General features: G+C 61.2%; 20 protein-coding genes. 10 read left to right on the forward strand and 10 right to left on the reverse strand.

All coding sequences use genetic code 11. From position 1 onward, the window contains the following. Positions 1 to 163 precede the first annotated feature (163 nt). Positions 164 to 2,455 (reverse strand): fatty acid cis/trans isomerase, encoded by a 2,292-nt coding sequence (locus tag HX792_RS20410; protein ID WP_176997791.1) that lies wholly within the window; start codon positions 2,453 to 2,455, stop codon positions 164 to 166. 166 nt (positions 2,456 to 2,621) lie between these two features. Between HX792_RS20410 and metH the strand changes: the two genes are divergently transcribed. From metH to HX792_RS20430, 4 genes are all read left to right on the forward strand, one after another. After that, a complete protein-coding gene (gene metH, locus HX792_RS20415; RefSeq protein WP_176997792.1) occupies positions 2,622 to 6,332 on the forward strand; it encodes a methionine synthase in 3,711 nt (1,236 codons plus the stop codon). 163 nt (positions 6,333 to 6,495) lie between these two features. Next, on the forward strand, positions 6,496 to 6,714 hold the full coding sequence (locus tag HX792_RS20420; RefSeq protein ID WP_176997793.1) for a DUF2970 domain-containing protein: 219 nt from the start codon (positions 6,496 to 6,498) through the stop codon (positions 6,712 to 6,714). A 462-nt stretch (positions 6,715 to 7,176) separates the two neighbouring features. Further along, positions 7,177 to 8,835 carry a nitrite/sulfite reductase gene (locus tag HX792_RS20425; protein ID WP_176997794.1) on the forward strand — a complete coding sequence of 553 codons (1,659 nt, stop codon included), beginning with the start codon at positions 7,177 to 7,179 and terminating at the stop codon, positions 8,833 to 8,835. Then, positions 8,819 to 9,313 (forward strand): DUF934 domain-containing protein, encoded by a 495-nt coding sequence (locus tag HX792_RS20430; RefSeq protein ID WP_003235539.1) that lies wholly within the window; start codon positions 8,819 to 8,821, stop codon positions 9,311 to 9,313. Before HX792_RS20425 ends, HX792_RS20430 begins: the two co-directional genes overlap by 17 nt. Before the next feature lie 42 nt (positions 9,314 to 9,355). Here HX792_RS20430 and HX792_RS20435 read toward each other — a convergent pair whose 3' ends face one another. Next, positions 9,356 to 9,760, reverse strand: coding sequence for a MerR family transcriptional regulator (locus HX792_RS20435; protein ID WP_176997795.1), 405 nt, complete (start codon positions 9,758 to 9,760; stop codon positions 9,356 to 9,358). A 72-nt stretch (positions 9,761 to 9,832) separates the two neighbouring features. Here HX792_RS20435 and HX792_RS20440 point away from each other — a divergent pair, with 72 nt between their 5' ends. Further along, positions 9,833 to 11,065: an NADH:flavin oxidoreductase/NADH oxidase family protein gene (locus HX792_RS20440; RefSeq protein ID WP_176997796.1), complete on the forward strand. Its 1,233-nt coding sequence runs from the start codon at positions 9,833 to 9,835 to the stop codon at positions 11,063 to 11,065. A 77-nt stretch (positions 11,066 to 11,142) separates the two neighbouring features. Beyond that, positions 11,143 to 12,867: a ubiquinone-dependent pyruvate dehydrogenase gene (gene poxB, locus HX792_RS20445; RefSeq protein ID WP_176997797.1), complete on the forward strand. Its 1,725-nt coding sequence runs from the start codon at positions 11,143 to 11,145 to the stop codon at positions 12,865 to 12,867. A 108-nt stretch (positions 12,868 to 12,975) separates the two neighbouring features. On the opposite strand, the gene HX792_RS20450 is transcribed toward poxB, so the two are convergent. Then, positions 12,976 to 13,533 (reverse strand): NADPH-dependent FMN reductase, encoded by a 558-nt coding sequence (locus HX792_RS20450; protein WP_176997798.1) that lies wholly within the window; start codon positions 13,531 to 13,533, stop codon positions 12,976 to 12,978. A 228-nt stretch (positions 13,534 to 13,761) separates the two neighbouring features. Here HX792_RS20450 and HX792_RS20455 point away from each other — a divergent pair, with 228 nt between their 5' ends. Then, positions 13,762 to 13,998: a hypothetical protein gene (locus HX792_RS20455; RefSeq protein WP_176997799.1), complete on the forward strand. Its 237-nt coding sequence runs from the start codon at positions 13,762 to 13,764 to the stop codon at positions 13,996 to 13,998. 60 nt (positions 13,999 to 14,058) lie between these two features. On the opposite strand, the gene HX792_RS20460 is transcribed toward HX792_RS20455, so the two are convergent. Then, a complete protein-coding gene (locus HX792_RS20460; RefSeq protein WP_176997800.1) occupies positions 14,059 to 14,415 on the reverse strand; it encodes a hypothetical protein in 357 nt (118 codons plus the stop codon). Between the two features lie 102 nt (positions 14,416 to 14,517). Then, complete coding sequence (gspG, locus tag HX792_RS20465; RefSeq protein ID WP_176997801.1) at positions 14,518 to 14,967, reverse strand: type II secretion system major pseudopilin GspG; 450 nt, start codon at positions 14,965 to 14,967, stop codon at positions 14,518 to 14,520. Positions 14,968 to 15,098: 131 nt separating this feature from the next. Here gspG and HX792_RS20470 point away from each other — a divergent pair, with 131 nt between their 5' ends. Beyond that, a complete protein-coding gene (locus HX792_RS20470; protein WP_176997802.1) occupies positions 15,099 to 15,992 on the forward strand; it encodes a LysR substrate-binding domain-containing protein in 894 nt (297 codons plus the stop codon). On the opposite strand, the gene HX792_RS20475 is transcribed toward HX792_RS20470, so the two are convergent. The 3 genes from HX792_RS20475 to dnaQ form a co-directional block, all read right to left on the reverse strand. Next, positions 15,989 to 16,570: a GNAT family N-acetyltransferase gene (locus HX792_RS20475; protein ID WP_176997803.1), complete on the reverse strand. Its 582-nt coding sequence runs from the start codon at positions 16,568 to 16,570 to the stop codon at positions 15,989 to 15,991. The genes HX792_RS20470 and HX792_RS20475 overlap by 4 nt on opposite strands. An 8-nt stretch (positions 16,571 to 16,578) precedes the next feature. Next, positions 16,579 to 18,834, reverse strand: a complete 2,256-nt coding sequence (locus HX792_RS20480; RefSeq protein WP_176997804.1) for an Orn/Lys/Arg decarboxylase N-terminal domain-containing protein — start codon at positions 18,832 to 18,834, stop codon at positions 16,579 to 16,581. Positions 18,835 to 19,010: 176 nt separating this feature from the next. Next, positions 19,011 to 19,751 carry a DNA polymerase III subunit epsilon gene (gene dnaQ, locus HX792_RS20485; RefSeq protein ID WP_176997838.1) on the reverse strand — a complete coding sequence of 247 codons (741 nt, stop codon included), beginning with the start codon at positions 19,749 to 19,751 and terminating at the stop codon, positions 19,011 to 19,013. Positions 19,752 to 19,951: 200 nt separating this feature from the next. Here dnaQ and HX792_RS20490 point away from each other — a divergent pair, with 200 nt between their 5' ends. Further along, positions 19,952 to 20,260 (forward strand): DUF2388 domain-containing protein, encoded by a 309-nt coding sequence (locus HX792_RS20490; RefSeq protein ID WP_176997805.1) that lies wholly within the window; start codon positions 19,952 to 19,954, stop codon positions 20,258 to 20,260. A 3-nt stretch (positions 20,261 to 20,263) separates the two neighbouring features. Here the strand turns inward: HX792_RS20490 and rnhA are convergent, their stop codons facing one another. Together rnhA and HX792_RS20500 are read right to left on the reverse strand one after the other, a co-directional pair. Next, complete coding sequence (rnhA, locus tag HX792_RS20495; protein ID WP_016972779.1) at positions 20,264 to 20,716, reverse strand: ribonuclease HI; 453 nt, start codon at positions 20,714 to 20,716, stop codon at positions 20,264 to 20,266. Positions 20,717 to 20,764: 48 nt separating this feature from the next. Further along, positions 20,765 to 21,523, reverse strand: a complete 759-nt coding sequence (locus HX792_RS20500) for a class I SAM-dependent methyltransferase (protein WP_176997806.1) — start codon at positions 21,521 to 21,523, stop codon at positions 20,765 to 20,767. A 65-nt stretch (positions 21,524 to 21,588) separates the two neighbouring features. Here HX792_RS20500 and gloB point away from each other — a divergent pair, with 65 nt between their 5' ends. After that, entirely contained in the window at positions 21,589 to 22,356 is a 768-nt protein-coding gene (gene gloB, locus HX792_RS20505; RefSeq protein ID WP_176997807.1) for a hydroxyacylglutathione hydrolase, read from the forward strand. Positions 22,357 to 22,436 lie beyond the last annotated feature (80 nt).

Genomic DNA, 22,436 nt, shown 5'->3' on the forward strand with positions numbered 1-22,436 from the left:
GATTCAAGCCTTCGTTCGGGCATGCCGAGCCTAAGCGAGGCACCGAGTGTTGGGGCAAGAGCCTTTTGCTTACTTTTGGGCTTTTCAAAAGTGAGTCGCCGTAAGGGCGAAACCATAAGCAGCCATTCCCCAAATAACGGATATGCCCCCCCCAAAAAAGCCCTCACAAATTCTCATACCGATTCATATCCAACACCCCCTCCTCCACCGGCGTAGTCTCACGAATGTACTGCGACAAATCATGAAAATACTGCCAAAACAACGGATGGCTACGACGCACGCCCCAACGATCAACGATCTTTTCAAACCGGTTGGCATCCTTGGCCCGCTCCATCTGCGCCACAAACTCGGGCACTTCCTGCGCCGGAATGTTGAACATGAAATTCGGATAGCTACTCAACACCCCCGGGTAAATGGTCACCGTATCCAGCCCCGGCTGATAGCGATAAGCCTCACCCAACAGGAACGCCACGTTACTGTGGGCACGGTTGCGCAGCATGCTGTAAACCACACGCTTGCCACTGGCGGTCTCGATACGCAACATCGTCGCTTCAGGCAATTGGTCAATGACCTTAAGCCCCGCTGCCGGGCGCGAGGTCAGGCGGCTCAAGGCTTGCTCGGCGTCTTGCAACGCCGGGTCGATACCGTCGCGGGAGCAATAGGCTCCATCACAGCGATTAATCGGGTCCGGGCTGGCGTTCAGGTCGCCGTAACGACTGAGCAACTGGTTGGCAAAATCACGTTTGGGGTCTTTCTCATTCAGGTGCAGACCGGTCGGCTTATCGTCGTCAATGGCCTCATAGTCCAGCCACATCTTGAGTTTGCCGCTGTTCTGGTACCAGTCATCAAGGAACCCGTCACGAGAATCGGCCGGCATCAGGCGCAGGAAGTTCTGCTCGGCACCGTTGCGGATCAGGTCGAAGTACAAACGAGTCTGGGCCTGGTGCGACACGTTGCCAAACACGTCGAAGTTCACCGCCAACTGGTAATAGGTGCGCTCCAGCAACGGGTAGTCGAACAGCCACATCGTCTGTGGCACTTCGCCGATCAGGCCCTTGGTCACCGACGCACTGTCAAAGTGGCGGAAGATGGTCAGCAAGGCATTGTCATTGCCCGCCCACAGGGTCGACCAGCTGGGTGGCGGCACATCGGCGTAACTGTCGCGGCGCAGGGCTTCGTATTGATTGCGCTTGTCGCGATACGACAGCCACAGACTCAGCACGCTGCCCACGTCGTCATTCTGACCGGGCATGGCCAGCAACGGCGTGGCCTGGCCACGATAGCGCGCATCGGTGATGTACAGGTCGTGGTCCGGGTCCTGAAACAGCGTCCAGAAGTTGTCGCGGATCACGTCGGTGGCGATCTGCCCACGGCACACCGGCCCGCGGATAAAGGTGCGTACAAAGTATTCGGCGTTATCCAGCATGAACTGGTAGCGCGCCTTGGCCGGGATGGCCTCGAAGGTTTCGAACGGATTGGCCCGGCGCCCTGGCCCATAGCCCGGCAGCGCATTGACCTGCCAGTTACCGGCGTAGAACAGCTCTTTGATCCGCGCCATTTTCTGCGCACTGAACGGGTACGTGATGTGGGTCTTGTGCACGATCACGCCCTGCACCGGCCACAGGCGGTAATACACCTGGGTGCCCGGGTCATCGTTGGGGCGACGGGTGGCGATCAGGTCAATCGGCTGGCCGCTGGGCGTGCGCGAGCGCACCCACTGGAAGAAGTGCCCCGGCTCGCCATTCTCGAAATAGATATGCGCCAGGAATAAATGCTCGAACAACCAGCGCGCCACCAGGCTTTCCCGGGCGCCGGGCTGGTTGAACAGGTTTTCCCACTGTTGCACTTGCAGCGCTTCCTTGGCGCTGGGGGCCAGGCCTTGCTCATCGATCGGCGCACCGGAAGCGAGCCAGCGTTGCAACGTCTGGTATTGCTGGTCCGTCAGGCCGGTGACCGCCAGCGGCATGCCTTCCTTGGGATGAGCCCCCGCGTAGGCATTGAACTCGCCGGGCATGGCGCACATGTTTTCGCGATTCAGGCCCAATACGATGTCTTCCGGCAGTTTGGCGTTGGGCTGCAGCGGTGCGTTGTGCCCCAACTCCAGCATGCGCGCCATCAGCGCCGTCTGGCTGCCCTGGGCATCCAGCACCGAATAGAAGCCCTTTTGCTGCCAGGCTTGCTTGCCGAAGGCGTCATAGAACAACCGCGTTGTCGGCGTGGCCTGGCTGCGCTCACCGTCGTACACCGGCACTTTGCTCGCGCCTCGGGCCGCGCCCTCGGCACTGCCCAGGTTAAGTTGGCAGGCGGAGTCGTAGCAGGCATGGCAGGCCACGCATTTCTCGGTGAAGATCGGCTGGATATCGCGGGTATAGGAAATCGCCGGAGCGGGACTTTGTGCCTGGGTGCTGCTGGCAATCAGCAACAGCACGGCGCTGACGATAAGACGAAGTGACATGTATCCGGTCCCGATTCAATGCGTGCGCTTAAAATTTGCCGGTGATTCTACCGGGCCACATCCCCCAACAACATGAACGATATTCATGCAAATACTGTGCATGCTCTAAATCGGCACAGGTTTGCTATGATTCACGCCCTCCGAAATGCCTGACCAGAGTAGTCCCATGTCCGATCGTAGCGTTCGTCTGCAAGCCCTTCATCAAGCCCTCAAGGAACGTATCCTGATCCTCGACGGCGGTATGGGCACGATGATCCAGAGCTACAAGCTTGAGGAAAATGACTACCGTGGCAAACGCTTCGCCGACTGGCCGAGTGACGTCAAGGGTAACAACGACCTGCTGGTGATCACCCGGCCGGACGTGATCGGTGGCATCGAGAAAGCCTACCTGGATGCCGGCGCCGACATCCTCGAAACCAACACCTTCAACGCCACGCGCATTTCCATGGCCGACTACGGCATGGAAGAGCTGGCCTATGAGCTAAACGTAGAAGGCGCGCGCCTGGCGCGCAAGATCGCCGACGCGAAGACCGCAGAAAACCCGGCCAAGCCGCGTTTCGTTGCCGGCGTGCTCGGCCCGACCAGCCGCACCTGCTCGCTGTCGCCGGATGTGAACAACCCCGGCTACCGCAACGTGACCTTCGATGAACTGGTGGAGAACTACACCGAGGCCACCAAAGGCCTGATCGAAGGCGGCGCCGACCTGATCCTGATCGAGACCATTTTCGACACCCTCAACGCCAAGGCTGCGATCTTCGCCGTGCAGGGCGTGTTCGAAGAGCTGAATATCGAACTGCCGATCATGATCAGCGGCACCATCACCGACGCCTCCGGCCGCACCCTGTCGGGCCAGACCACCGAAGCGTTCTGGAACTCGGTGGCCCACGCCAAGCCGATTTCCGTGGGCCTGAACTGCGCCTTGGGCGCCAGCGAGCTGCGTCCGTACCTGGAAGAGTTGTCGAACAAGGCCAACACCCACGTCTCCGCGCACCCGAACGCCGGCCTGCCCAACGAATTCGGCGAGTACGACGAACTGCCGTCGCAAACCGCCAAGGTCATCGAAGAATTTGCCCAGAGCGGCTTCCTCAACATCGTCGGCGGCTGCTGCGGCACCACGCCGGGCCATATCGAAGCCATCGCCAAGGCCGTGGCCGGCTACGCGCCGCGTGTGATCCCGGACATTCCAAAGGCCTGCCGCCTGTCGGGCCTGGAGCCGTTCACCATTGATCGCAGCTCGTTGTTCGTCAACGTCGGCGAGCGCACCAACATCACCGGCTCGGCCAAGTTCGCCCGCCTGATCCGTGAAGACAACTACACCGAAGCCCTCGAAGTCGCCCTGCAGCAGGTGGAAGCCGGCGCCCAGGTGATCGACATCAACATGGACGAAGGCATGCTGGATTCGAAGAAGGCCATGGTGACCTTCCTCAATCTGATCGCCGGCGAACCGGACATCTCCCGCGTGCCGATCATGATCGACTCCTCCAAGTGGGACGTGATCGAAGCCGGCCTCAAGTGCATCCAGGGCAAGGGCATCGTCAACTCCATCAGCATGAAGGAAGGCGTGGAGCAGTTCATTCACCACGCCAAGCTGTGCAAGCGCTACGGCGCCGCCGTGGTGGTGATGGCGTTCGACGAAGCCGGCCAGGCCGACACCGAAGCGCGCAAGAAAGAGATCTGCAAACGCTCCTACGACATCCTGGTCAATGAAGTGGGCTTCCCACCGGAAGACATCATCTTCGACCCGAACATCTTCGCGGTCGCCACCGGTATCGAAGAGCACAACAACTACGCCGTCGACTTCATCAACGCGTGCGCCTACATCCGTGACGAACTGCCCTACGCACTGAGTTCCGGTGGCGTGTCCAACGTGTCGTTCTCGTTCCGTGGCAACAACCCGGTGCGTGAGGCGATCCACTCGGTGTTCCTGCTGTATGCGATCCGCAACGGCTTGACCATGGGTATCGTCAACGCCGGCCAACTGGAGATCTACGACCAGATCCCGGCCGAGCTGCGTGACGCCGTGGAAGACGTGGTGCTCAACCGCACGCCGGAAGGCACCGACGCCCTGCTCGCCATCGCCGACAAGTACAAGGGCGACGGCAGCGTCAAGGAAGCCGAGACCGAGGAATGGCGTGGCTGGGACGTGAACAAGCGCCTGGAGCACGCACTGGTCAAGGGCATCACCACCCACATCGTCGAAGACACCGAGGAATCGCGGCTGTCGTTCGTGCGCCCGATCGAAGTGATCGAAGGCCCGCTGATGTCTGGCATGAACATCGTCGGCGACCTGTTTGGCGCCGGCAAAATGTTCCTGCCCCAGGTGGTGAAGTCCGCCCGCGTAATGAAACAGGCCGTGGCCCACTTGATCCCGTTCATCGAGCTGGAAAAAGGCGACAAGCCGGAAGCCAAGGGCAAGATCCTGATGGCTACGGTCAAAGGCGACGTGCACGACATCGGCAAGAATATTGTCGGCGTGGTGCTCGGTTGCAACGGTTATGACATCGTCGACCTGGGCGTGATGGTGCCGGCGGAGAAGATCCTGCAGGTGGCCAAGGAGCAGAAGTGCGACATTATCGGGCTGTCCGGCCTGATCACGCCGTCCCTGGACGAAATGGTGCACGTGGCCCGCGAGATGCAGCGCCAGGACTTCCACCTGCCACTGATGATCGGTGGCGCCACCACCTCCAAGGCGCACACGGCGGTGAAGATCGAACCCAAGTACAGCAATGATGCGGTGGTCTACGTCACCGACGCCTCCCGCGCGGTGGGCGTGGCCACGCAGTTGCTGTCCAAGGAGCTGAAAGCCGGTTTTGTCGAACGCACCCGCGAGGAATACGTGGAAGTGCGCGAGCGCACCGCCAACCGCAGCGCCCGTACCGAGCGCCTGAGCTACGCGGCGGCCATCGCCAAGAAGCCGCAGTTCGACTGGAACACCTACACCCCGGTGGTGCCGACCTTTACCGGTTCCAAGGTGCTGGACAATATCGACCTCAAGGTGCTGGCCGAATACATCGACTGGACGCCGTTCTTCATTTCCTGGGACCTGGCGGGCAAGTTCCCACGCATCCTCGACGACGAAGTGGTCGGTGAGGCGGCCCGTGCGCTGTATACCGACGCCCAGGAAATGCTTGCCAAGCTGATCGATGAAAAGCTCATCAGCGCCCGCGCAGTGTTCGGCTTCTGGCCGGCCAACCAGGTGCAGGACGACGACCTGGAAGTCTACGGCGAAGACGGCAAGCCCCTGGCGACCCTGCATCACCTGCGCCAGCAGATCATCAAGACCGACGGCAAGCCAAACTTCTCCCTGGCCGACTTCGTGGCCCCCAAGGACAGCGGCGTGACCGACTACGTGGGTGGGTTCATCACCACCGCCGGCATCGGCGCCGAAGAAGTGGCCAAGGCCTACCAGGACGCGGGCGACGACTACAACTCGATCATGGTCAAGGCCCTGGCCGACCGCCTGGCCGAGGCCTGCGCCGAGTGGCTGCACCAGCAAGTGCGTAAAGACTACTGGGGTTATGCCAAGGACGAAGCACTGGACAACGAAGCGCTGATCAAGGAGCAGTACAGCGGCATCCGCCCTGCCCCGGGTTACCCGGCGTGCCCGGACCACACTGAGAAAGGCACCTTGTTCCAGTTGCTCGATCCACAAGCACGGGAGATGGAAGCTGGCCGCAGCGGTGTGTTCCTCACCGAGCACTACGCCATGTTCCCGGCCGCCGCCGTCAGCGGTTGGTACTTCGCCCATCCGCAGGCGCAATACTTCGCCGTGGGCAAGATCGACAAGGACCAAGTGGCCAGCTACACCGCGCGCAAAGGCCAGGACCTGGCCGTGACCGAGCGCTGGCTGGCGCCGAACCTGGGCTACGACAACTGATCTGACATACACCAACCCTGTAGGAGCCGGCTTGCCGGCGATAGCGATCCGCCAGTTGAGAATGTATCGACTGACACATCGCCATCGCCGGCAAGCCGGCTCCTACAGGTCATGTGTGGGGTTGAGCTATGCTTTCCTTCAGGCTCCGTCTTGCGAGGGATGTATGGACGATCCAGTCAACAACAAGCCGCCTACCTTCTGGCAGATGCTCCACAGCGTCATGGCCGCCGCCTTTGGCGTGCAGAGCGGCAAGAATCGCGCCCGCGATTTCACCCACGGCAAGCCCAGCCACTTCGTGATCCTGGGCATCCTGTTCACGGTGGTGTTCGCGCTGACACTGTTTGGCATCGTCAAACTGGTGCTGCACCTGGCCGGGGTGTAAACCCAACCTGACTGTAGGAGCTGGCTTGCCAGCGATAGCATCACTGCGGTGTGGCTGACAACCGAGGTGAGGCTATCGCTGGCAAGCCAGCGCCTACAGGGGGCCGTCTCTATGGCTACTGGTGGCTGACCCAGAACACCGCGGTGCCCACCACCAGGATGATCAGGAACAGAATGGCCCAGGCATCAACGGTACTGTCGGGTTTACGGGCTTTTGTAGAATTGCTCATCGCATCGCCTCTTGTCGGTTTTGTAGGTGATTGCACTAAGACTCGACGACAGTAAAGTTGATGATTGCCCGCATGACAAATGTGGGTAATGCGATAACCGTTCTCAATAGGCGATTTGGTTATTTGCATATACTCAAACATCACTTTTGCGCATAAACGCAAACTGGTATCGTGCGCCGGCTCCGTTGGGAGTGCGCGGCCGTGCGCGCAGATTTGCCGAGAACAGGACCTATATGTACGTATACGACGAATACGATCAGCGCATCATCGAGGACCGCGTCAAGCAGTTCCGTGATCAGACCCGACGCTATCTGGCAGGTGAACTGAGCGAAGAAGAGTTCCGCCCTCTGCGCCTGCAAAATGGCCTTTATGTTCAGCGCTTTGCGCCGATGCTGCGAGTGGCCGTGCCCTATGGCCAGCTGACTTCGCGCCAGATGCGCATGATGGCCAAGATTGCCCGCGACTACGACAAAGGCTATGCCCACATCAGTACCCGCCAGAACGTACAGTTCAACTGGCCGGCGCTGGAAGATGTGCCGGACATCCTGGCTGAACTGGCCACCGTGCAGATGCACGCCATTCAGACCAGCGGTAACTGCCTGCGTAACGTGACCACCGACCAATTCGCTGGCGTTGCTGCCGACGAGCTGATCGACCCACGCCCCTGGTGCGAAATCGTCCGTCAATGGACCACCTTCCACCCAGAATTCGCCTACCTGCCGCGCAAGTTCAAGATCGCCATCAATGGTTCGACCTCTGACCGTGCGGCCATCGAAGTCCACGATATCGGCCTGGAGCCGGTGTACAACGCAGCCGGTGAACTGGGCTTCCGCGTACTGGTCGGTGGCGGCCTCGGTCGTACCCCGGTGGTGGGCGCTTTCATCAACGAGTTCCTGCCGTGGCAGGACCTGTTGAGCTACCTCGACGCGATCCTGCGGGTCTACAACCGCTATGGCCGTCGTGACAACAAGTACAAGGCCCGGATCAAGATCCTGGTCAAGGCGCTGACCCCTGAGGTGTTTGCCCAGAAAGTCGACGCTGAAATGGAACACCTGCGCGGCGGCCAGACCACCCTGACCGAAGCCGAAGTCCATCGCGTGGCCAAGCACTTCGTCGACCCTGAGTACAAGGCCCTGGCCAATCAGGACGCCGAGTTTGCAGCCCTCGATAAAGAGCACCCGGGTTTCGCCCGCTGGCGTGGCCGCAACACCCTGGCGCACAAGAAGCCGGGCTACGTGGCTGTGACCCTGTCGTTGAAGCCTACCGGTGTTGCACCGGGCGATATCACCGACAAGCAGCTGGACGCCGTCGCCGACCTGGCCGACCGCTACAGCTACGGCCAACTGCGCACCTCCCACGAGCAGAACATCATCCTCGCGGACGTTGAACAGAGCCAACTGTTCACCCTGTGGGGCGAGCTGCGCGAAGGCGGTTTTGCCACGCCGAACATCGGCCTGCTGACCGACATCATCTGCTGCCCGGGCGGCGACTTCTGCTCCCTGGCCAACGCCAAGTCGATCCCGATTGCCGAATCGATCCAGCGCCGTTTCGACGACCTGGACTACCTGTTCGACATCGGCGAGCTGGACCTGAACATCTCCGGTTGCATGAACGCCTGTGGTCACCACCACGTCGGCCACATCGGCATCCTGGGTGTGGACAAGAAAGGCGAAGAATTCTACCAAGTGTCCCTGGGTGGCAGCGCCAGCCGCGATGCGAGCCTGGGCAAGATCCTCGGCCCATCCTTCGCCCAGGAAGCCATGCCTGAGGTGATCGGCAAGCTGATCGACGTGTACATCGAACAGCGCACCGAAGATGAGCGTTTCATCGACACCTACCAGCGCATCGGCATCGACCTGTTCAAGGAGCGCGTCTATGCAGCGAATCATTAAGAACAACGAAGTCCTCGACGAAACCTGGCACCTGCTGCCCAAGGACGCGAGCTTCGACGGCATCTCCAACTGCGACGACCTGATCGTACCGTTGGCGTTGTGGCGCGAACACGGTCACGCCCTCAAGGCCCGCGACGGCGGCCTGGGTGTGTGGCTGGACGCCGATGAAGAAGCCGAAGAGATCGGCGCCGACGTGGAACACTTCCAGGTCATCGCCTTGAACTTCCCGGCCTTCACCGACGGGCGCAACTACTCCAACGCCCGCCTGCTGCGTGACCGCTACGGTTACAAGGGCGAGCTGCGGGCGATTGGCGACGTGCTGCGCGACCAGCTGTTCTACCTGCGCCGCTGCGGGTTCGATGCCTTCGCCTTGCGCGCCGACAAAGACCCGTACGAAGCGCTGGAAAGCCTCAAGGACTTCTCGGTGACGTACCAGGCCGCAACGGATGAACCGTTGCCGCTGTTCCGCCGCCGCTGAACCCTGGCGCACAAAAAAGCCCTGGCAATGCCGGGGCTTTTTTTATGCGTCGTTTTTGATGGCGGCCAGCACACGCTGCTGGCCCATGGAACAGGGGACGCCTTCGGGGTGCGCCCGTACGGTTTCGATCACGCCCAGCAATTGCGCCTTGCTGTGGGCCAATTGCGCTTGCATCTGTTCGATCTGCTGCACCTTGCGCTCCAGCGCGTCGATCAGTTCGTCGCGCTTGTGCTCGCCCGGGGCCGGCATCAAGGCCTTGAGTTCCTGCAAGGTGAACCCGGCCTTTTGCGCGCTCTGGATCAGTTGCAGGGTCTGTAACGCCTCGACAGCGTAGCGCCTGTAGCCATTGGCTTGGCGCCCCACCTGGCTGATCAGGCCTTCGGCTTCGTAAAAACGGATTCGCGATGCCGCCAAGCCACTCTGTTTTGCCAGCTCACCAATATTCATCGCCACGCCCTGCTTGACATTAAAGTTAACTTTAAGCTTAGCCTGAGGCCTCCCCCGCTCAGGAGTCAACCCATGTCACCCTTTGAAGCCTTGCAACTGCCCAACGGCCAAGTCCTCGCCAACCGCATCGCCAAGGCGGCGATGGAAGAGAACATGGCGGATGCCCGGCAGGCGCCCTCCCGCGAATTGAAGCAGCTGTACAAGGCCTGGGCCGACGGCGAACCGGGCTTGCTGCTGACCGGCAACGTGATGATCGACCGCCGCGCCATGACCGGCCCCGGCGGCGTCGCCCTGGAAGATGAACAGCACCTGGACAGCTTTCGCGAATGGGCCAACATCGCCCGCGCCAAGGGCGTGCACTTCTGGGTACAGCTCAACCACCCCGGCCGCCAGACCATGGCCAACCTGGGCCAGCAAGCCCTGGCGCCGTCGGCGGTGGCACTGGACCTGGGCGGATTCTCCAAGATGTTCGCCAAGCCCAAGGCCATGAGCGAAGACGATATCAACGACGTGATCCAGCGCTTCGCCACCAGTGCCCGCCTGGCTGAGAAAGCCGGCTTCACCGGCGTGCAGATCCATGCAGCCCACGGCTACCTGCTCAGCCAGTTCCTGTCGCCCTTGAGCAACCAGCGCAACGATCGCTGGGGTGGCAGCCTGGAGAATCGCGCACGCTTGCTGGTGGAGGTGATCACGGCCGTGCGTGCCAGCGTCAGCCCCGGGTTTTGCGTAGCCGTGAAGCTCAATTCGGCAGACTTCCAGCGCGGCGGTTTCGACGCAGCGGATGCGCGGGCGGTGGTCGAGCGGCTCAACACCTTGCCGGTCGACCTGCTGGAGTTGTCTGGTGGCAGTTACGAGGCCCCGGCCATGCAAGGCGAAGCGCGGGACGGCCGGACCCTGGCCCGGGAGGCGTACTTTCTGGAAATGGCCAGTGAGCTGGCCGCCATTGCCCATATGCCGGTGATGGTCACCGGCGGCATTCGCCGCTTGCCGGTGGTACAGCAAGTGCTCGACAGCGGCATCGCCATGGCCGGTATTGCCACGGCACTGACCCTGGAACCCCAGTTGATCAAACACTGGCGTGAGGGCCGCGATCTCAACCCGCAATTGCAGCCGATCCGCTGGAAGCGCAAGCCACTGGCCTCCCTCGCCACCATGGCCGTGGTGCGCGAGCAACTGCGCCGCCTGAGCCGCGGGCGCCTGCCCAACCCGACCGTCGCGCCCCTGCTGGCCCTGGTCCGTGACCAGTGGTTTATCGCACGACGCACTCGCCAATACCGTGCGGCCATGACGCAATCTTCACAATAAGGGCGGAGCATTCACCGTGATCGAACTGTCCTCTACTGATCAGCAGTTTTTAACCTCACTGACGATTGGAGTGCTTCATGGCGAAAATCAACTTGGCCCAGCAATTGGCAACCACCCTTGAACAGGCGGGCATCAAGCGCATCTGGGGCCTGACCGGCGACAGCCTGAACGGCCTGACCGACGCCCTGCGCACCATGGACAGCATCGAGTGGATGCACGTGCGCCACGAAGAAGTCGCGGCGTTCGCGGCCGGCGCCGAGGCGGCAGCCACCGGCGAACTGACGGTGTGCGCCGGCAGTTGCGGGCCGGGCAACCTGCACCTGATCAATGGCCTGTTCGACTGCCATCGCAACCACGTGCCGGTGCTGGCCATTGCGGCGCAGATCCCCTCCTCCGAGATCGGCCTGAATTACTTCCAGGAAACCCATCCCCAGGAACTGTTCAAGGAGTGCAGCCACTTCATCGAGTTGGTGACCAACCCCGCGCAGATGCCCCAGGTACTGCACCGCGCCATGCGCTCGGCGATCCTCAACCGGGGCGTGGCCGTGGTGGTGATCCCCGGGGATATTTCGCTGCTGGAGGTCGAGGACACGCTCAAGCCCTGGCCTGCGCTGCACGCACCGCGCACCTTGCCGGCCGAACAGGACCTGCACCGGCTCACCGAGCTGCTCGACGGCAGCCAGAAAGTCACCCTGCTGTGTGGCAGTGGCTGTGCCGGCGCCCATGACCAGGTGGTGGCCTTGGCCGATGCCCTGGGCGCACCGGTGGTGCACGCCTTGCGCGGCAAGGAGCATGTGGAATGGGACAACCCGTTTGACGTGGGCATGACCGGCCTGATCGGCTTCAGCTCGGGTTATCACGCCATGCTCAACTGCGACACCTTGATCATGCTCGGCACCGACTTCCCCTACCGCCAGTTCTACCCAACCGACGCGAAGATCATCCAGGTCGACCGCAACCCGCAGGCACTGGGGCGCCGTGCCACCCTGGACCTGGGCATCGCCGCCGATGTCGGAGAAACCATTGACGCGCTGTTGCCGCGCCTGACCCGCAAGACCGATCGCAGCTTCCTCGACACGTCGTTGAAGCACTACGAGAAAGCCCGCCAAGGCCTGGATGACCTGGCCCAGCCATCGAAAGCCAACCGCCCGATCCACCCGCAATACGTCGCGCGCTTGCTCAGCGAGCTGGCCAGCGATGATGCGATTTTCACCGCTGACGTCGGCTCGCCCACTGTATGGGCCGCGCGCTATTTGAAGATGAACGGCAAGCGTCGCCTGATCGGCTCGTTCAACCATGGTTCCATGGCCAACGCCATGCCCCAGGCGATTGGCGCCCAAGCGGCGTTCCCCGGGCGGCAGGTGATTTCCCTGTCCGGTGACGGCGGGTTCGCTATGTTGATGGGGGATTTCATTTCGCTGGCGCAGTTGAAACTGCCGGTCAAAGTCATCGTGTTCGATAACTCATCCCTGGGGTTTGTCGCCATGGAGATGAAAGCCGCCGGCTACCTGGACACCGGCACCGAGCTGAAAAACCCGGACTTTGCGGCCATGTCCAACGCCATGGGGATCCTGGGCATTCGCGTGGAGCAATCCGAAGACCTGGAACCGGCCCTGCGCCGCGCCCTGGCCCATGATGGCCCGGTGCTGGTGGATGTGGTGACGGCGACTCAGGAACTGGTGATGCCGCCGAGCATCAAGCTGGAGCAGGCCAAGGGTTTCAGCCTGTACATGCTCAAGGCGGTGATGAGTGGCCGGGGCGATGAAGTGATCGAACTGGCGCGTACCAACTGGTTGCGCTGAGCGAGGACACTTTGTAGGAGCCGGCTTGCCGGCGATGGCGGCTTTATTAATACCGCACGGCTTAAGGGCCTCATCGCCGGCAAGCCGGCTCCTACGGGGTGCGGGGTGTCAGGCGGATTGTTTTTCTACCCATTTGCTGTAGGCGTCGATGAACGCCTGCAGGAAGGGTTTGGTTTTTTCCGACAGTTTGCCGGCCTCATCGAACAGGCTGCCTGCGCCGCCGAGGTAGGCTTCCGGCTGCTGCATGCATGGCACGTCGAGGAATACCAGGGACTGGCGCAGATGGTGGTTGGCACCAAACCCGCCGATGGCGCCGGGCGACACACTGATGATCGCCCCCGGTTTGCCGCTCCAGGCACTTTTGCCGTACGGGCGCGAACCGACGTCGATCGCATTCTTCAGTGGAGCAGGCACGGAACGGTTGTATTCCGGGGTCACGAACAACACCGCGTCGGATGAACTCACCTGTTGACGGAAAGTACTGTAGGCTGCCGGCGGCGTATCTTGGTCGATGTCCTCGTTGTAGAGCGGCAGATCGCCAATTTCCACAATGTTCAACTTCAGGTTGGCAGGGGCCAGTTCGGCCAAGGCCAGGGCGACCTTGCGGTTGATCGACTCTCTTCTCAAGCTGCCAACCAGGACGGCAATCGTGTAGACCTTGCTCATTGAGGTTTTCCCGACGTCTGACTAAAGGAGCTTTTAGTTATAGAGTCTTCACGGCGTGTTCACCAGCAGGTTTTGATATTCCTCCTGAACGTTACTGCGCGCTCATATGCGTAGGAAGCGTCTGAAATTTTCAACGAATAGTATTTTTTTACTATAGGTAAACTACCCCGCTCCATGACGGTCTACAGAACCGCAAATCGAGTGTTTATCTCCAGAGGTTCTAAACAGATGGCTGCAGTACTTGTCGGACAGTTCCATGCCAGAGACGCGGAAGGACGCGTGTATTCGGTGCATGAGTTCCAGGAATCCAACCCGGCGCAGGACAGCCAGGCTGGCTCGATGCCTACCACCACCTACAAATTGGCCATTGGCGACCGCGTAGAAAAGCTGGAAGGGGATGAGTTCAAACTGATTCAGTCGGGCACCATTATTGTCCGTGAATCGGAAACCACCCTCGCGTCATAAGATCTCGCCTCACTAGGCCTGCTCAGTCCTGGCCATCCGCGCCATTGACTGGGCCGGCGATCACTGCCGGCTTATCTGCGTCACCTCCACCCCCTGCTCCCCCTCCACTTGCTTGAGTGTCACCAGCACCCGCCCCTTTTCGCCTTCGACGGCAAACATCGAGCGCGTATAGCCCTGCGTATTACCTGTGGCGCCATAGCCCGGGTGCGCAACCACTTCCCTGACCAGAGCAATATCCAGCACCGCGCCCACCTGCTCGGCGACCTGTTCCTGGGAACGGATAAACGCCTCGAGCGCGTGTTTTTGAGGGGTGTTGTCGTCGGGATTACTGAAGAGGTAAGCGGCCACGCAGCCGACGGTCACCAGGACCAGCAGTTGCTTGACGGTTACCCCGAGAACATTCGAGGGTAGAGGCATTTGAGACCAGACCTGTTTTTGTTGTAAGTGCCGGTAACCGGCTTTGGTCGTTGATGATCAGACGCGTCATTCTAATCAGGTCTATGGGTATTGCCAGATGATTCAGTTGTCGCCGTAGGTAATATCCTTGTTGACCCCGACACCGCCCAGCGTCCGGTCTTTGCCGAACGAGAACAGATCAAACGGCGTCTGGCCCTGGGTCGCAGGGTAATGGTACTGGTAGGCAATGCCCCACGGGTCGCTCAGCAGTTCGTCCTTGATATAAGGACCTTTCCACTGCGCCACGTCGACAGGGGCTGCAGTCAAGGCTTCCAGCCCTTCCTCGTCGGTGGGATAGCGACCCGTGTCTTGATGAAAACGCTCGAGTGCCTTGCCCAACTCGGCCACCTGCGTTTTTGCCGTGGCGATCTCGGCCAGGGTCACATCGCCAAACAGCCTTGGCCCCACCGCCAGGGTCAATAACCCAACGATGACCAACACCACCAGCACCGCCCAACGGGTAAACCCTCGTTGGCGGTGCAGGCTGTCAATTGCTGCGGTTTTGCCGGACATCGCGACGCTCCCTCATTGTTCGTCGGTTATTACACGCTTTACATGAACCGCAGGTTGCAACGATAGGCGAAGCCCACGCTGTTTTTTGCCCAGCCATTGAAACCCCATCGCACTGAACATAGACTCCGGCGATGCGTTTACGTCATATCGAAGTGATTCAGGCCATCTTGCAGACCGGACACCTCGGCACGGCCGCCGAATGGTTGCAACTCCCCGTGGGCGACGTGGACGCCACGCTCAAGGATGCCGAGCATCTGTTGGGCTTCATGCTGTTTGCCAGTGTGCGCGGGCGTTTGCAAGCAACGCGTGAGACCCTGGAGCTGCAAACCCAGATCGCCCACCTCTACGAAGCCCTGGAACCGGTACAACGCCTGGCCAGCCGACTGAAACACCATCACGCCCCAACCTTGCGCGCCCTGTGCACGCCGCCCCTGGCCAACCAGTTGCTGCCGCAGAGTATCGCCGTGCTGCGCCGACGCTTCCAGGACACCCCGTGCAACCTGTCCAGCCAACCGACCCGGGAGATCGTGCGCAGCCTGCTGCTGCACGAGGCTGACGTGGGCTTGAGCCTGCATGACCCGGAACACCCGCAGATCCAGAGCACCGTGCTCGCCCAGGGCAAACTGCAACTGCTGGCCCCCCATGGCTGGCTCAAACCCAAGCAGAAGTACATTGCGCTGCAGGACCTGGCCGGCCAGTCGATGATCGGCCTCGAAGGGCATGACCCTCTGAGCCGCCTGCTGGATGCCAAGCTGCAAGCCCTGCGCCCGCTGCCGGTGGTGCAGACGCGGGTGCAGACCTACCAGATGATGCGCAGCATGGTGGAGGCCGGGGAAGGCCTGGCGATTGTCGACCCGTTCACCGCCTACGGCGCCCGCGAAGCCGGGCTGGATGCGTGCCCGGTGTCGCCACCGATCCCGGTCAGCCTGTATGCGCTGACCCTCAAGGACGGCGCGGCATCGCCGGCCTTGAATGCACTGCTGGAGATCGTCACCCAGAAGGCCGAAAGCCTGCTGCCGGGTTAGACCTGTTCGACTTCACTCTTGAACAACCGGTACCAGAAAATCGCCACTTCGCGGGTCTGCGGGTCGATGCCGCGATAGCGCAGGTGGTCGATCCCGCCCATCACGTAGCCGCAACGCTCATACAAACGGCAGGCGCCGAGGTTGTTGTTCTGGGTTTCCAGCATCATCCCCGGCAGGTTCTTCTTGCGGCTCCAGAACTGCGCCACATCCAGCAATGCCTTGGCCACGCCATGACGCCGCGCCGGCAAAGCCACCGCCAACTCGTCGACATGAGCAAAACCGTTCCAGTTGGTGCTGACCACGATATGCCCCACCGCCCGGTCATCCAGGTAGGCCATGAAGATCGCGCTGTCCGGCGCGTCACGGAAACTGGCGAACTCTTCGGGGTCGATGCCGTAGCACTTGCGGTACGGCACGATGCGCTCAACGGGCCACTGATCGACGCGCTTGCCCATCTGCGGCTCGCCGTAAGTGCTCACCTCAAAACTGAAGTCATTGCCCCACACGTAGGCGTCAAAGCCCTCGTCGGCGACCCTTACACTGAGCCCCGGGTACTTCGGGTTCATTACAGCTTGCATAAACATCCTTAACCCTTGATGCAATCGACAGTGTAACAACGACCACTGCCGTCATCTTCGTGTTGCAACCCATGAACATCCGCGACAAAACCGGGGAAACTGCTATCGAACGTCCGGGCAAACGCCAGGTAGTCGATGATCGACCGTGTCGATTCGGTAAAGCGCTCACCGGGCATGATCAACGGAATGCCCGGCGGATAAGGCACCAGCATCACGGCTGCGATGCGCCCTGGCAAGGCATCAATGGAAACCGCCTCCACTTCACCCCGCACCAACTGGTCGTAGGCGTCGGCCGGTTTCATCGCAATTTCCGGCAACACCGTGTACATGCGCTTGAGGTGCTTGGCCGTGGCGTTGCTGCGATAACAGGCGTGCAACTGGTCGCACAGGTCGCGCAGCCCCAGGCCCTGATAGCGAGCTGGCCCTTGGGCGTACACCGAAGGCAAACAGCTGGCCAAGCTGACGTTGGCGTCGTAGTTGCGCTTGAATTCCAGCAACTCGGTGAGCAAGGTACTCCACTTGCCTTTGGTAATGCCCATGGAAAACAGCACGAGGAAGGAATACAGGCCGGTCTTTTCCACCACCAGCCCACGCTCCCAGAGGAATTTACTGACCACGGCAGCGGGAATCCCACAGTCGCTCAACGCGCCCCCCGCATTAAGGCCCGGCATCACCAGCGTGACTTTGATCGGGTCGAGCAACACATAGTCTTCGGCCACATCACCGAACCCGTGCCAGTCATCCTGCGGCTGCAGCAACCAATCTGCCGTGGCGACGCGGTCGATCCCGGCCACCGAGGGCGGCTGCCAGATGGAAAACCACCAGTCTTCGGCGGCGATGTGCTGGCGCAGGTTAGCCAGGGCCCGACGAAAACTCAGGGCTTCGTCGAACATCTCCTGCAGCAACGAGCGCCCGGCCGGGCCTTCCATCATCGCAGAGGCCACGTCCAGAGAGGCAATGATGCTGTACTGGGGCGAGGTGGAAATATGCATCATGAACGCTTCGTTGAAACGGTCGCGGTCCAACTGGCGAGCGCCGCCATCCTGCACGTGGATCATCGACGCCTGGCTGAATGCCGCCAGTAGCTTGTGGGTCGAGTGAGTGGTGAACACCAGTGGACTGTCCGGGGTGCGCGAGGTGCCCATGCCATAGCGTCCAGCAAAGAATTCGTGGAACGCCGCGTAGGCGTACCAGGCTTCATCGAAATGCAGCACCTCGACACTGTTGCCCAATTGCTGCTTGATCAGCTCGGCGTTGTAGCACAGGCCGTCGTAGGTGGAATTGGTCACCACGGCCATCTTCACTTTCGGCGGGCGCCCTCGGGTCAAAGGGCTGGCTTCGATCTTGGCGCGGATGGAATCGGGGCTGAACTCGCTCAGGGGAATCGGGCCGATGATCCCCAGCTCGTTGCGTTCGGGGCACAGGTACAGCGGGATCGCGCCGGTCATGATGATCGAATGCAGCACCGACTTGTGGCAGTTGCGGTCCACCAGCACCAGGTCATCGCGGCCGACCATGGAATGCCAGACGATCTTGTTGGCGGTGGACGTGCCGTTGATCACGAAGAACGTGTGGTCGGCGCCGAAGTTGCGCGCGGCGCGAGCTTCGGCTTCCGCCAGGGGCCCGGTGTGATCGAGCAGTGAGCCCAGCTCGGGCACTGAAACGGACAGATCCGAACGCAGGGTGTTTTCCCCGAAAAACTGATGAAACGCCTGCCCCACCGGGCTCTTGCGATAGGCCACCCCGCCACCGTGGCCGGGGGTGTGCCAGGAATAATTGGAGTCGGCCGTGTGCTGCACCAGGGCCTTGAAAAATGGCGGTAACAGGCCATCCAGGTAGCCACGCGCCGCCCGGGCGACTTGCCGGGCCAGGAACGGCACGGTGTCTTCGAACAGGTAAAGAATGCCGCGCAGTTGGTTGAGTTCGCTCATGGCGTCGGCCGGCGCGTTCTCCAGGGTGACTTGCTCGCCCAGGGCGAAGATCGGCAGGTTGGGCGCCCGCACCCGAGCCAGACGGATCAGCTCGACCATGTTTTGCAGCAGGTGGGTATTTTCGCCAGCGCCTTCGGCAGCAATCAACATGCACGCCAAACCGTGATGGGTAGAGGCCACTAGCCGGCCTTCGGCGTAATCCACCGCGGAGAAGATACTGAAGCCCTCTTGTTCCAGCTCCCGGGCGATGCCCCGGACCCGATCACCGGCCACCGTGTCGGCCTTGATGTCACGGTGCACGATAAGCACAGGGAACTTCAGGTCTTTGTACATGAGTGCGTTCAGTCCTGAGGGCTATGCACTCAAGGGTAGAAGCTTGGGGCGGATGACGCGAATGAAGATTTCGAAAGCAGTCTGTAGGAGCCGGCTTGCCGGCGATGGCGGCTTCAAACCTTGCACTGAAGGCAAGGGCCTCATCGCCGGCAAGCCGGGCTCCTACAGAATGGGGGTTATTGCTGGGTCAGGGTCGACCACAACGCCGGCGCACCCGCCGATTTGGCGATAGCTTCGAGGCGCGCCGCATGCTCAGCCATGTCCTGCTCGCTGGCGCGAATGATCACGCTCGGTTTGCGATCTGCCGGCAGGCGACGGATTTCCGAAGGGCGGTTGCCCGAACCTTCGGCGGAACCGCTGCCGTCAGAGGCATTACCGGCCAGCGACAGGCTGGTCTGCCCGCCCGTCATGGTCAGGTAGACGTCTGCCAGGATCTCGGAGTCGAGCAAGGCGCCGTGGAGTTCACGGCCGGAGTTGTCGACGCCATAACGCTTGCACAAGGCATCGAGGCTGTTGCGCTGGCCCGGGTGACGTTCGCGGGCCATCATCAAGGTGTCGAGGATCGAGCAGTGCTGGGAGATGTCTGCGCGATCGGTCTGCCCCATCAGGGCAAATTCGTTGTTGATGAAGCCGACGTCGAACGCCGCGTTATGGATGATCAGCTGGGCGCCGTTGATGAACTCGAAAAACTCGTCGGCCACTTCCGCGAAACGCGGTTTGCCTTTGAGGAACTCGTCGGTAATACCGTGGACGCCAATTGCGCCTTCATCACTGTCGCGGTCCGGTTGCAGGTAGACGTGAAAGTGACGACCAGTGAGGCGACGGCCCATCAGTTCGACACAACCGATTTCGATGATCCGGTGGCCATCGGTCACCGGCATGCCGGTGGTTTCGGTATCGAGTACAACAGATCGGATGGCCATCAGGGTTCAGCTCTCAACGGGTGGTGTATTTCAAGGAGCGGGATATTAGCACGTCATGCCCTGGGCAGCCCAAGGCTGGCCTCGGGCCTTAGCGGTTCGACAGTTTCTTACACTCTTTAGCAAAGTTGCAGCAGTTCAGCCCAAGCGCCCTTGTTAGCCTGCGTTCCCCAGCCCGATGCGGACCTCGCAGAAACATGAACACCTCGAAAACACTGTGCGCGTTGCTGCTGATGAGCAGCGCCCTCACGGCGCACGCCACCAGCTTTGTGATGACGACCGACTTTTTGGTCAGCCTGTCCATGAGTGCCACCCGTGGCACCAGCTCTTCGTTCAAGGATGACAAGATCGTTCAGGCTGCCCGGGATGACGCCCAAGCCTTTGTAGCCACTGACGGCCAGATCCACGGCGCACGCCTGGAGTCGGCGCTGGTGCATATCCGCGAATGCCTGCCGGGGCAAACCTTCAGTGACATGCAACTGGCCCAGGCCATCGCCGCGCTTTAAACCTCAGCTCTGCTTGTAGCCGCGCACATCGTCCACGCCACGGTTGGCCAGTTGGTCAGCGCGTTCGTTGCCCGGGTGACCGATGTGCCCGCGCACCCATTTCCAGGTGATGTTGTGGCGGTTGCACTGCTCATCGAGCAGTTGCCACAGGTCGGCGTTTTTCACCGGTTCCTTGGCGGCGGTCTTCCAGCCACGCTTCTTCCAGTTGACCATCCACTCGTTGATGCCCTTCATCACGTATTGCGAGTCGGTCACCAGCAGCACGTCGCAGCGGCGCTTGAGTTCTTCGAGGCCACGGATGGCGCCCATCAGTTCCATGCGGTTATTGGTGGTGTTGGGTTCGCCGCCCCACAGTTCCTTCTCCACGCCCTTGCACACCAGCAACGCGCCCCAGCCGCCTGGGCCCGGGTTGCCCTTGCAGGCGCCATCAGTGAAGAGTTCTACGGTATCGGTCATCGGTTACATCCATCAAAACGGGCAAGAGTCTGAAATCAAAAAAGGGGATTACGGTTCGCTTTGCTTGCGGTTGACCTTGGCCATCGGCATCGGCACCAGCTTGCCCATGGGCTGGCGCAGCACCTGACGCACAGGGCGTAGCCCGACCACGATCTTGCGCGCGACCAATAGATAGAAGCCGCCACCCGACAGTTGCCAGGCACCCGCGCGGCGCTCCCAACCGGACAGGCGGCCTTGCCACTTGGCCGAGGCAAGCGGCGGACGATAGCACCCGAAGCGGCGTTTCTCCAGCGCAAAGCCCAGCAGGTTCAGCCAGTCCCCTACGCGCGACGGCGAGATGCAGCGCGCCTGGCGCAAGCCGTCATGGGCGAACACATGACGCAGGCCCCAGCTGCTCCAGGGGTTGATGCCGATGATCAGCAGATGGCCACCCGGGCGCACGCTGCTGGCGGCCTCGCGCAGCAGGCCGTGGGGCGACAGGCAGAAATCCAGGCCATGCTGCAGCACCACCACATCGGCGGCATGCTCACTCAACGGCCAGGCTTGTTCCTCGCAGACGATTTCCACGCCTGGCAGCGGCGCGCCCAGGCGCACATTGCGTTGCACCTGGGGCGCGGTGGGCGGGGTCTCGGCCGACGGGCCGTAATGCACCAGGTAGCCACCAAAGAAGCGGCCCAGCTCGTCTTCGAGCATGCGCCGCTCTTCGTCCAGCAGAAATTGCCCGATGGGCCCGGACAGCCATTCACGGGCCGCGCCGATCAAGGCCAGCCATTCAGGATCGGCCTGGGCGAACGCTTTATCAGTCATTGCATTCTCCAACTCGCCTAGACGTTCTAAGATGCACCAATGTGTTCAGCTTGGCGAATCGAAGAATGATACAGATCAGTGCCCTACCCGCCTTCACCGATAACTACATCTGGTTGTTACAAGACCCCCAAAGCCAACGCTGCGCGGTGGTCGACCCGGGCGACGCTGCGCCCGTGCTGGCCTGGCTCGGGCAAAACCCGCAATGGACCCTCAGCGACATCCTGATCACCCATCATCACCACGACCATGTCGGCGGTGTCGAACAGCTCAAGCAGGTGACCGGCGCCAAGGTCTACGGCCCGGCGAACGAGAAGATCCCGGGGCGAGACGTGGCCTTGCAGGACAACGACCGCGTCAGCGTATTGGGTTGGGACTTCGACGTTTATAGCGTACCCGGCCACACCCTCGGCCATATCGCCTTTTATCACCATGGCGTGCTGTTTTGCGGTGACACCCTGTTTGCCGCCGGTTGCGGCCGCCTGTTCGAAGGCACGCCGGAACAGATGCACACCTCCCTGGAGCGCCTGGCCGCCCTGCCCGCCGACACCCTGGTTTATTGCACCCACGAATACACACAAAGCAACCTGAGGTTCGCCCAGGCGGTGGAACCGGACAACGCCGACATTGCCGAACGGGTAGAGAACGTCAATCAACTCCGGGCCCGCGGCGAGATGACGCTGCCGTCCAACCTGGCCCTGGAAAAACGTACTAACCCTTTCCTGCGTACCACTGAAACATCCGTTAAACAAAAAGCGGACGAACGGAATGGCCGCGACAACCGCTCTGGGGCCGAGGTGTTTGCTAGCTTGAGGGCTTGGAAAGATAAGTTCTAATGGATCGCAATCTGATACGTAATTTCTGAATGGTTGACCGGAACCAAAGCGCTTTCTAGAATCGCCCGACATTTTTGCCC

This window comes from Pseudomonas sp. B6002, from assembly GCF_013385985.1.
Classification (GTDB): Bacteria; Pseudomonadota; Gammaproteobacteria; order Pseudomonadales; family Pseudomonadaceae; genus Aquipseudomonas.

What these genes read in the sequence shown, in the direction of transcription:
- HX792_RS20420 (WP_176997793.1), top strand. Translation starts at nt 6,496, where the DNA reads ATGGACGATCCAGTCAACAACAAGCCGCCTACCTTCTGGCAGATGCTC.
- HX792_RS20500 (WP_176997806.1), bottom strand. Translation starts at nt 21,523, where the DNA reads ATGACTGATAAAGCGTTCGCCCAGGCCGATCCTGAATGGCTGGCCTTG.
- HX792_RS20475 (WP_176997803.1), bottom strand. Translation starts at nt 16,570, where the DNA reads ATGCAAGCTGTAATGAACCCGAAGTACCCGGGGCTCAGTGTAAGGGTC.
- metH (WP_176997792.1), top strand. Translation starts at nt 2,622, where the DNA reads ATGTCCGATCGTAGCGTTCGTCTGCAAGCCCTTCATCAAGCCCTCAAG.
- HX792_RS20450 (WP_176997798.1), bottom strand. Translation starts at nt 13,533, where the DNA reads ATGAGCAAGGTCTACACGATTGCCGTCCTGGTTGGCAGCTTGAGAAGA.
- HX792_RS20425 (WP_176997794.1), top strand. Translation starts at nt 7,177, where the DNA reads ATGTACGTATACGACGAATACGATCAGCGCATCATCGAGGACCGCGTC.
- HX792_RS20470 (WP_176997802.1), top strand. Translation starts at nt 15,099, where the DNA reads ATGCGTTTACGTCATATCGAAGTGATTCAGGCCATCTTGCAGACCGGA.
- HX792_RS20460 (WP_176997800.1), bottom strand. Translation starts at nt 14,415, where the DNA reads ATGCCTCTACCCTCGAATGTTCTCGGGGTAACCGTCAAGCAACTGCTG.
- rnhA (WP_016972779.1), bottom strand. Translation starts at nt 20,716, where the DNA reads ATGACCGATACCGTAGAACTCTTCACTGATGGCGCCTGCAAGGGCAAC.
- HX792_RS20435 (WP_176997795.1), bottom strand. Translation starts at nt 9,760, where the DNA reads ATGAATATTGGTGAGCTGGCAAAACAGAGTGGCTTGGCGGCATCGCGA.
- HX792_RS20410 (WP_176997791.1), bottom strand. Translation starts at nt 2,455, where the DNA reads ATGTCACTTCGTCTTATCGTCAGCGCCGTGCTGTTGCTGATTGCCAGC.
- HX792_RS20440 (WP_176997796.1), top strand. Translation starts at nt 9,833, where the DNA reads ATGTCACCCTTTGAAGCCTTGCAACTGCCCAACGGCCAAGTCCTCGCC.
- HX792_RS20430 (WP_003235539.1), top strand. Translation starts at nt 8,819, where the DNA reads ATGCAGCGAATCATTAAGAACAACGAAGTCCTCGACGAAACCTGGCAC.
- HX792_RS20455 (WP_176997799.1), top strand. Translation starts at nt 13,762, where the DNA reads ATGGCTGCAGTACTTGTCGGACAGTTCCATGCCAGAGACGCGGAAGGA.
- poxB (WP_176997797.1), top strand. Translation starts at nt 11,143, where the DNA reads ATGGCGAAAATCAACTTGGCCCAGCAATTGGCAACCACCCTTGAACAG.
- HX792_RS20480 (WP_176997804.1), bottom strand. Translation starts at nt 18,834, where the DNA reads ATGTACAAAGACCTGAAGTTCCCTGTGCTTATCGTGCACCGTGACATC.
- gloB (WP_176997807.1), top strand. Translation starts at nt 21,589, where the DNA reads ATGATACAGATCAGTGCCCTACCCGCCTTCACCGATAACTACATCTGG.
- gspG (WP_176997801.1), bottom strand. Translation starts at nt 14,967, where the DNA reads ATGTCCGGCAAAACCGCAGCAATTGACAGCCTGCACCGCCAACGAGGG.
- HX792_RS20490 (WP_176997805.1), top strand. Translation starts at nt 19,952, where the DNA reads ATGAACACCTCGAAAACACTGTGCGCGTTGCTGCTGATGAGCAGCGCC.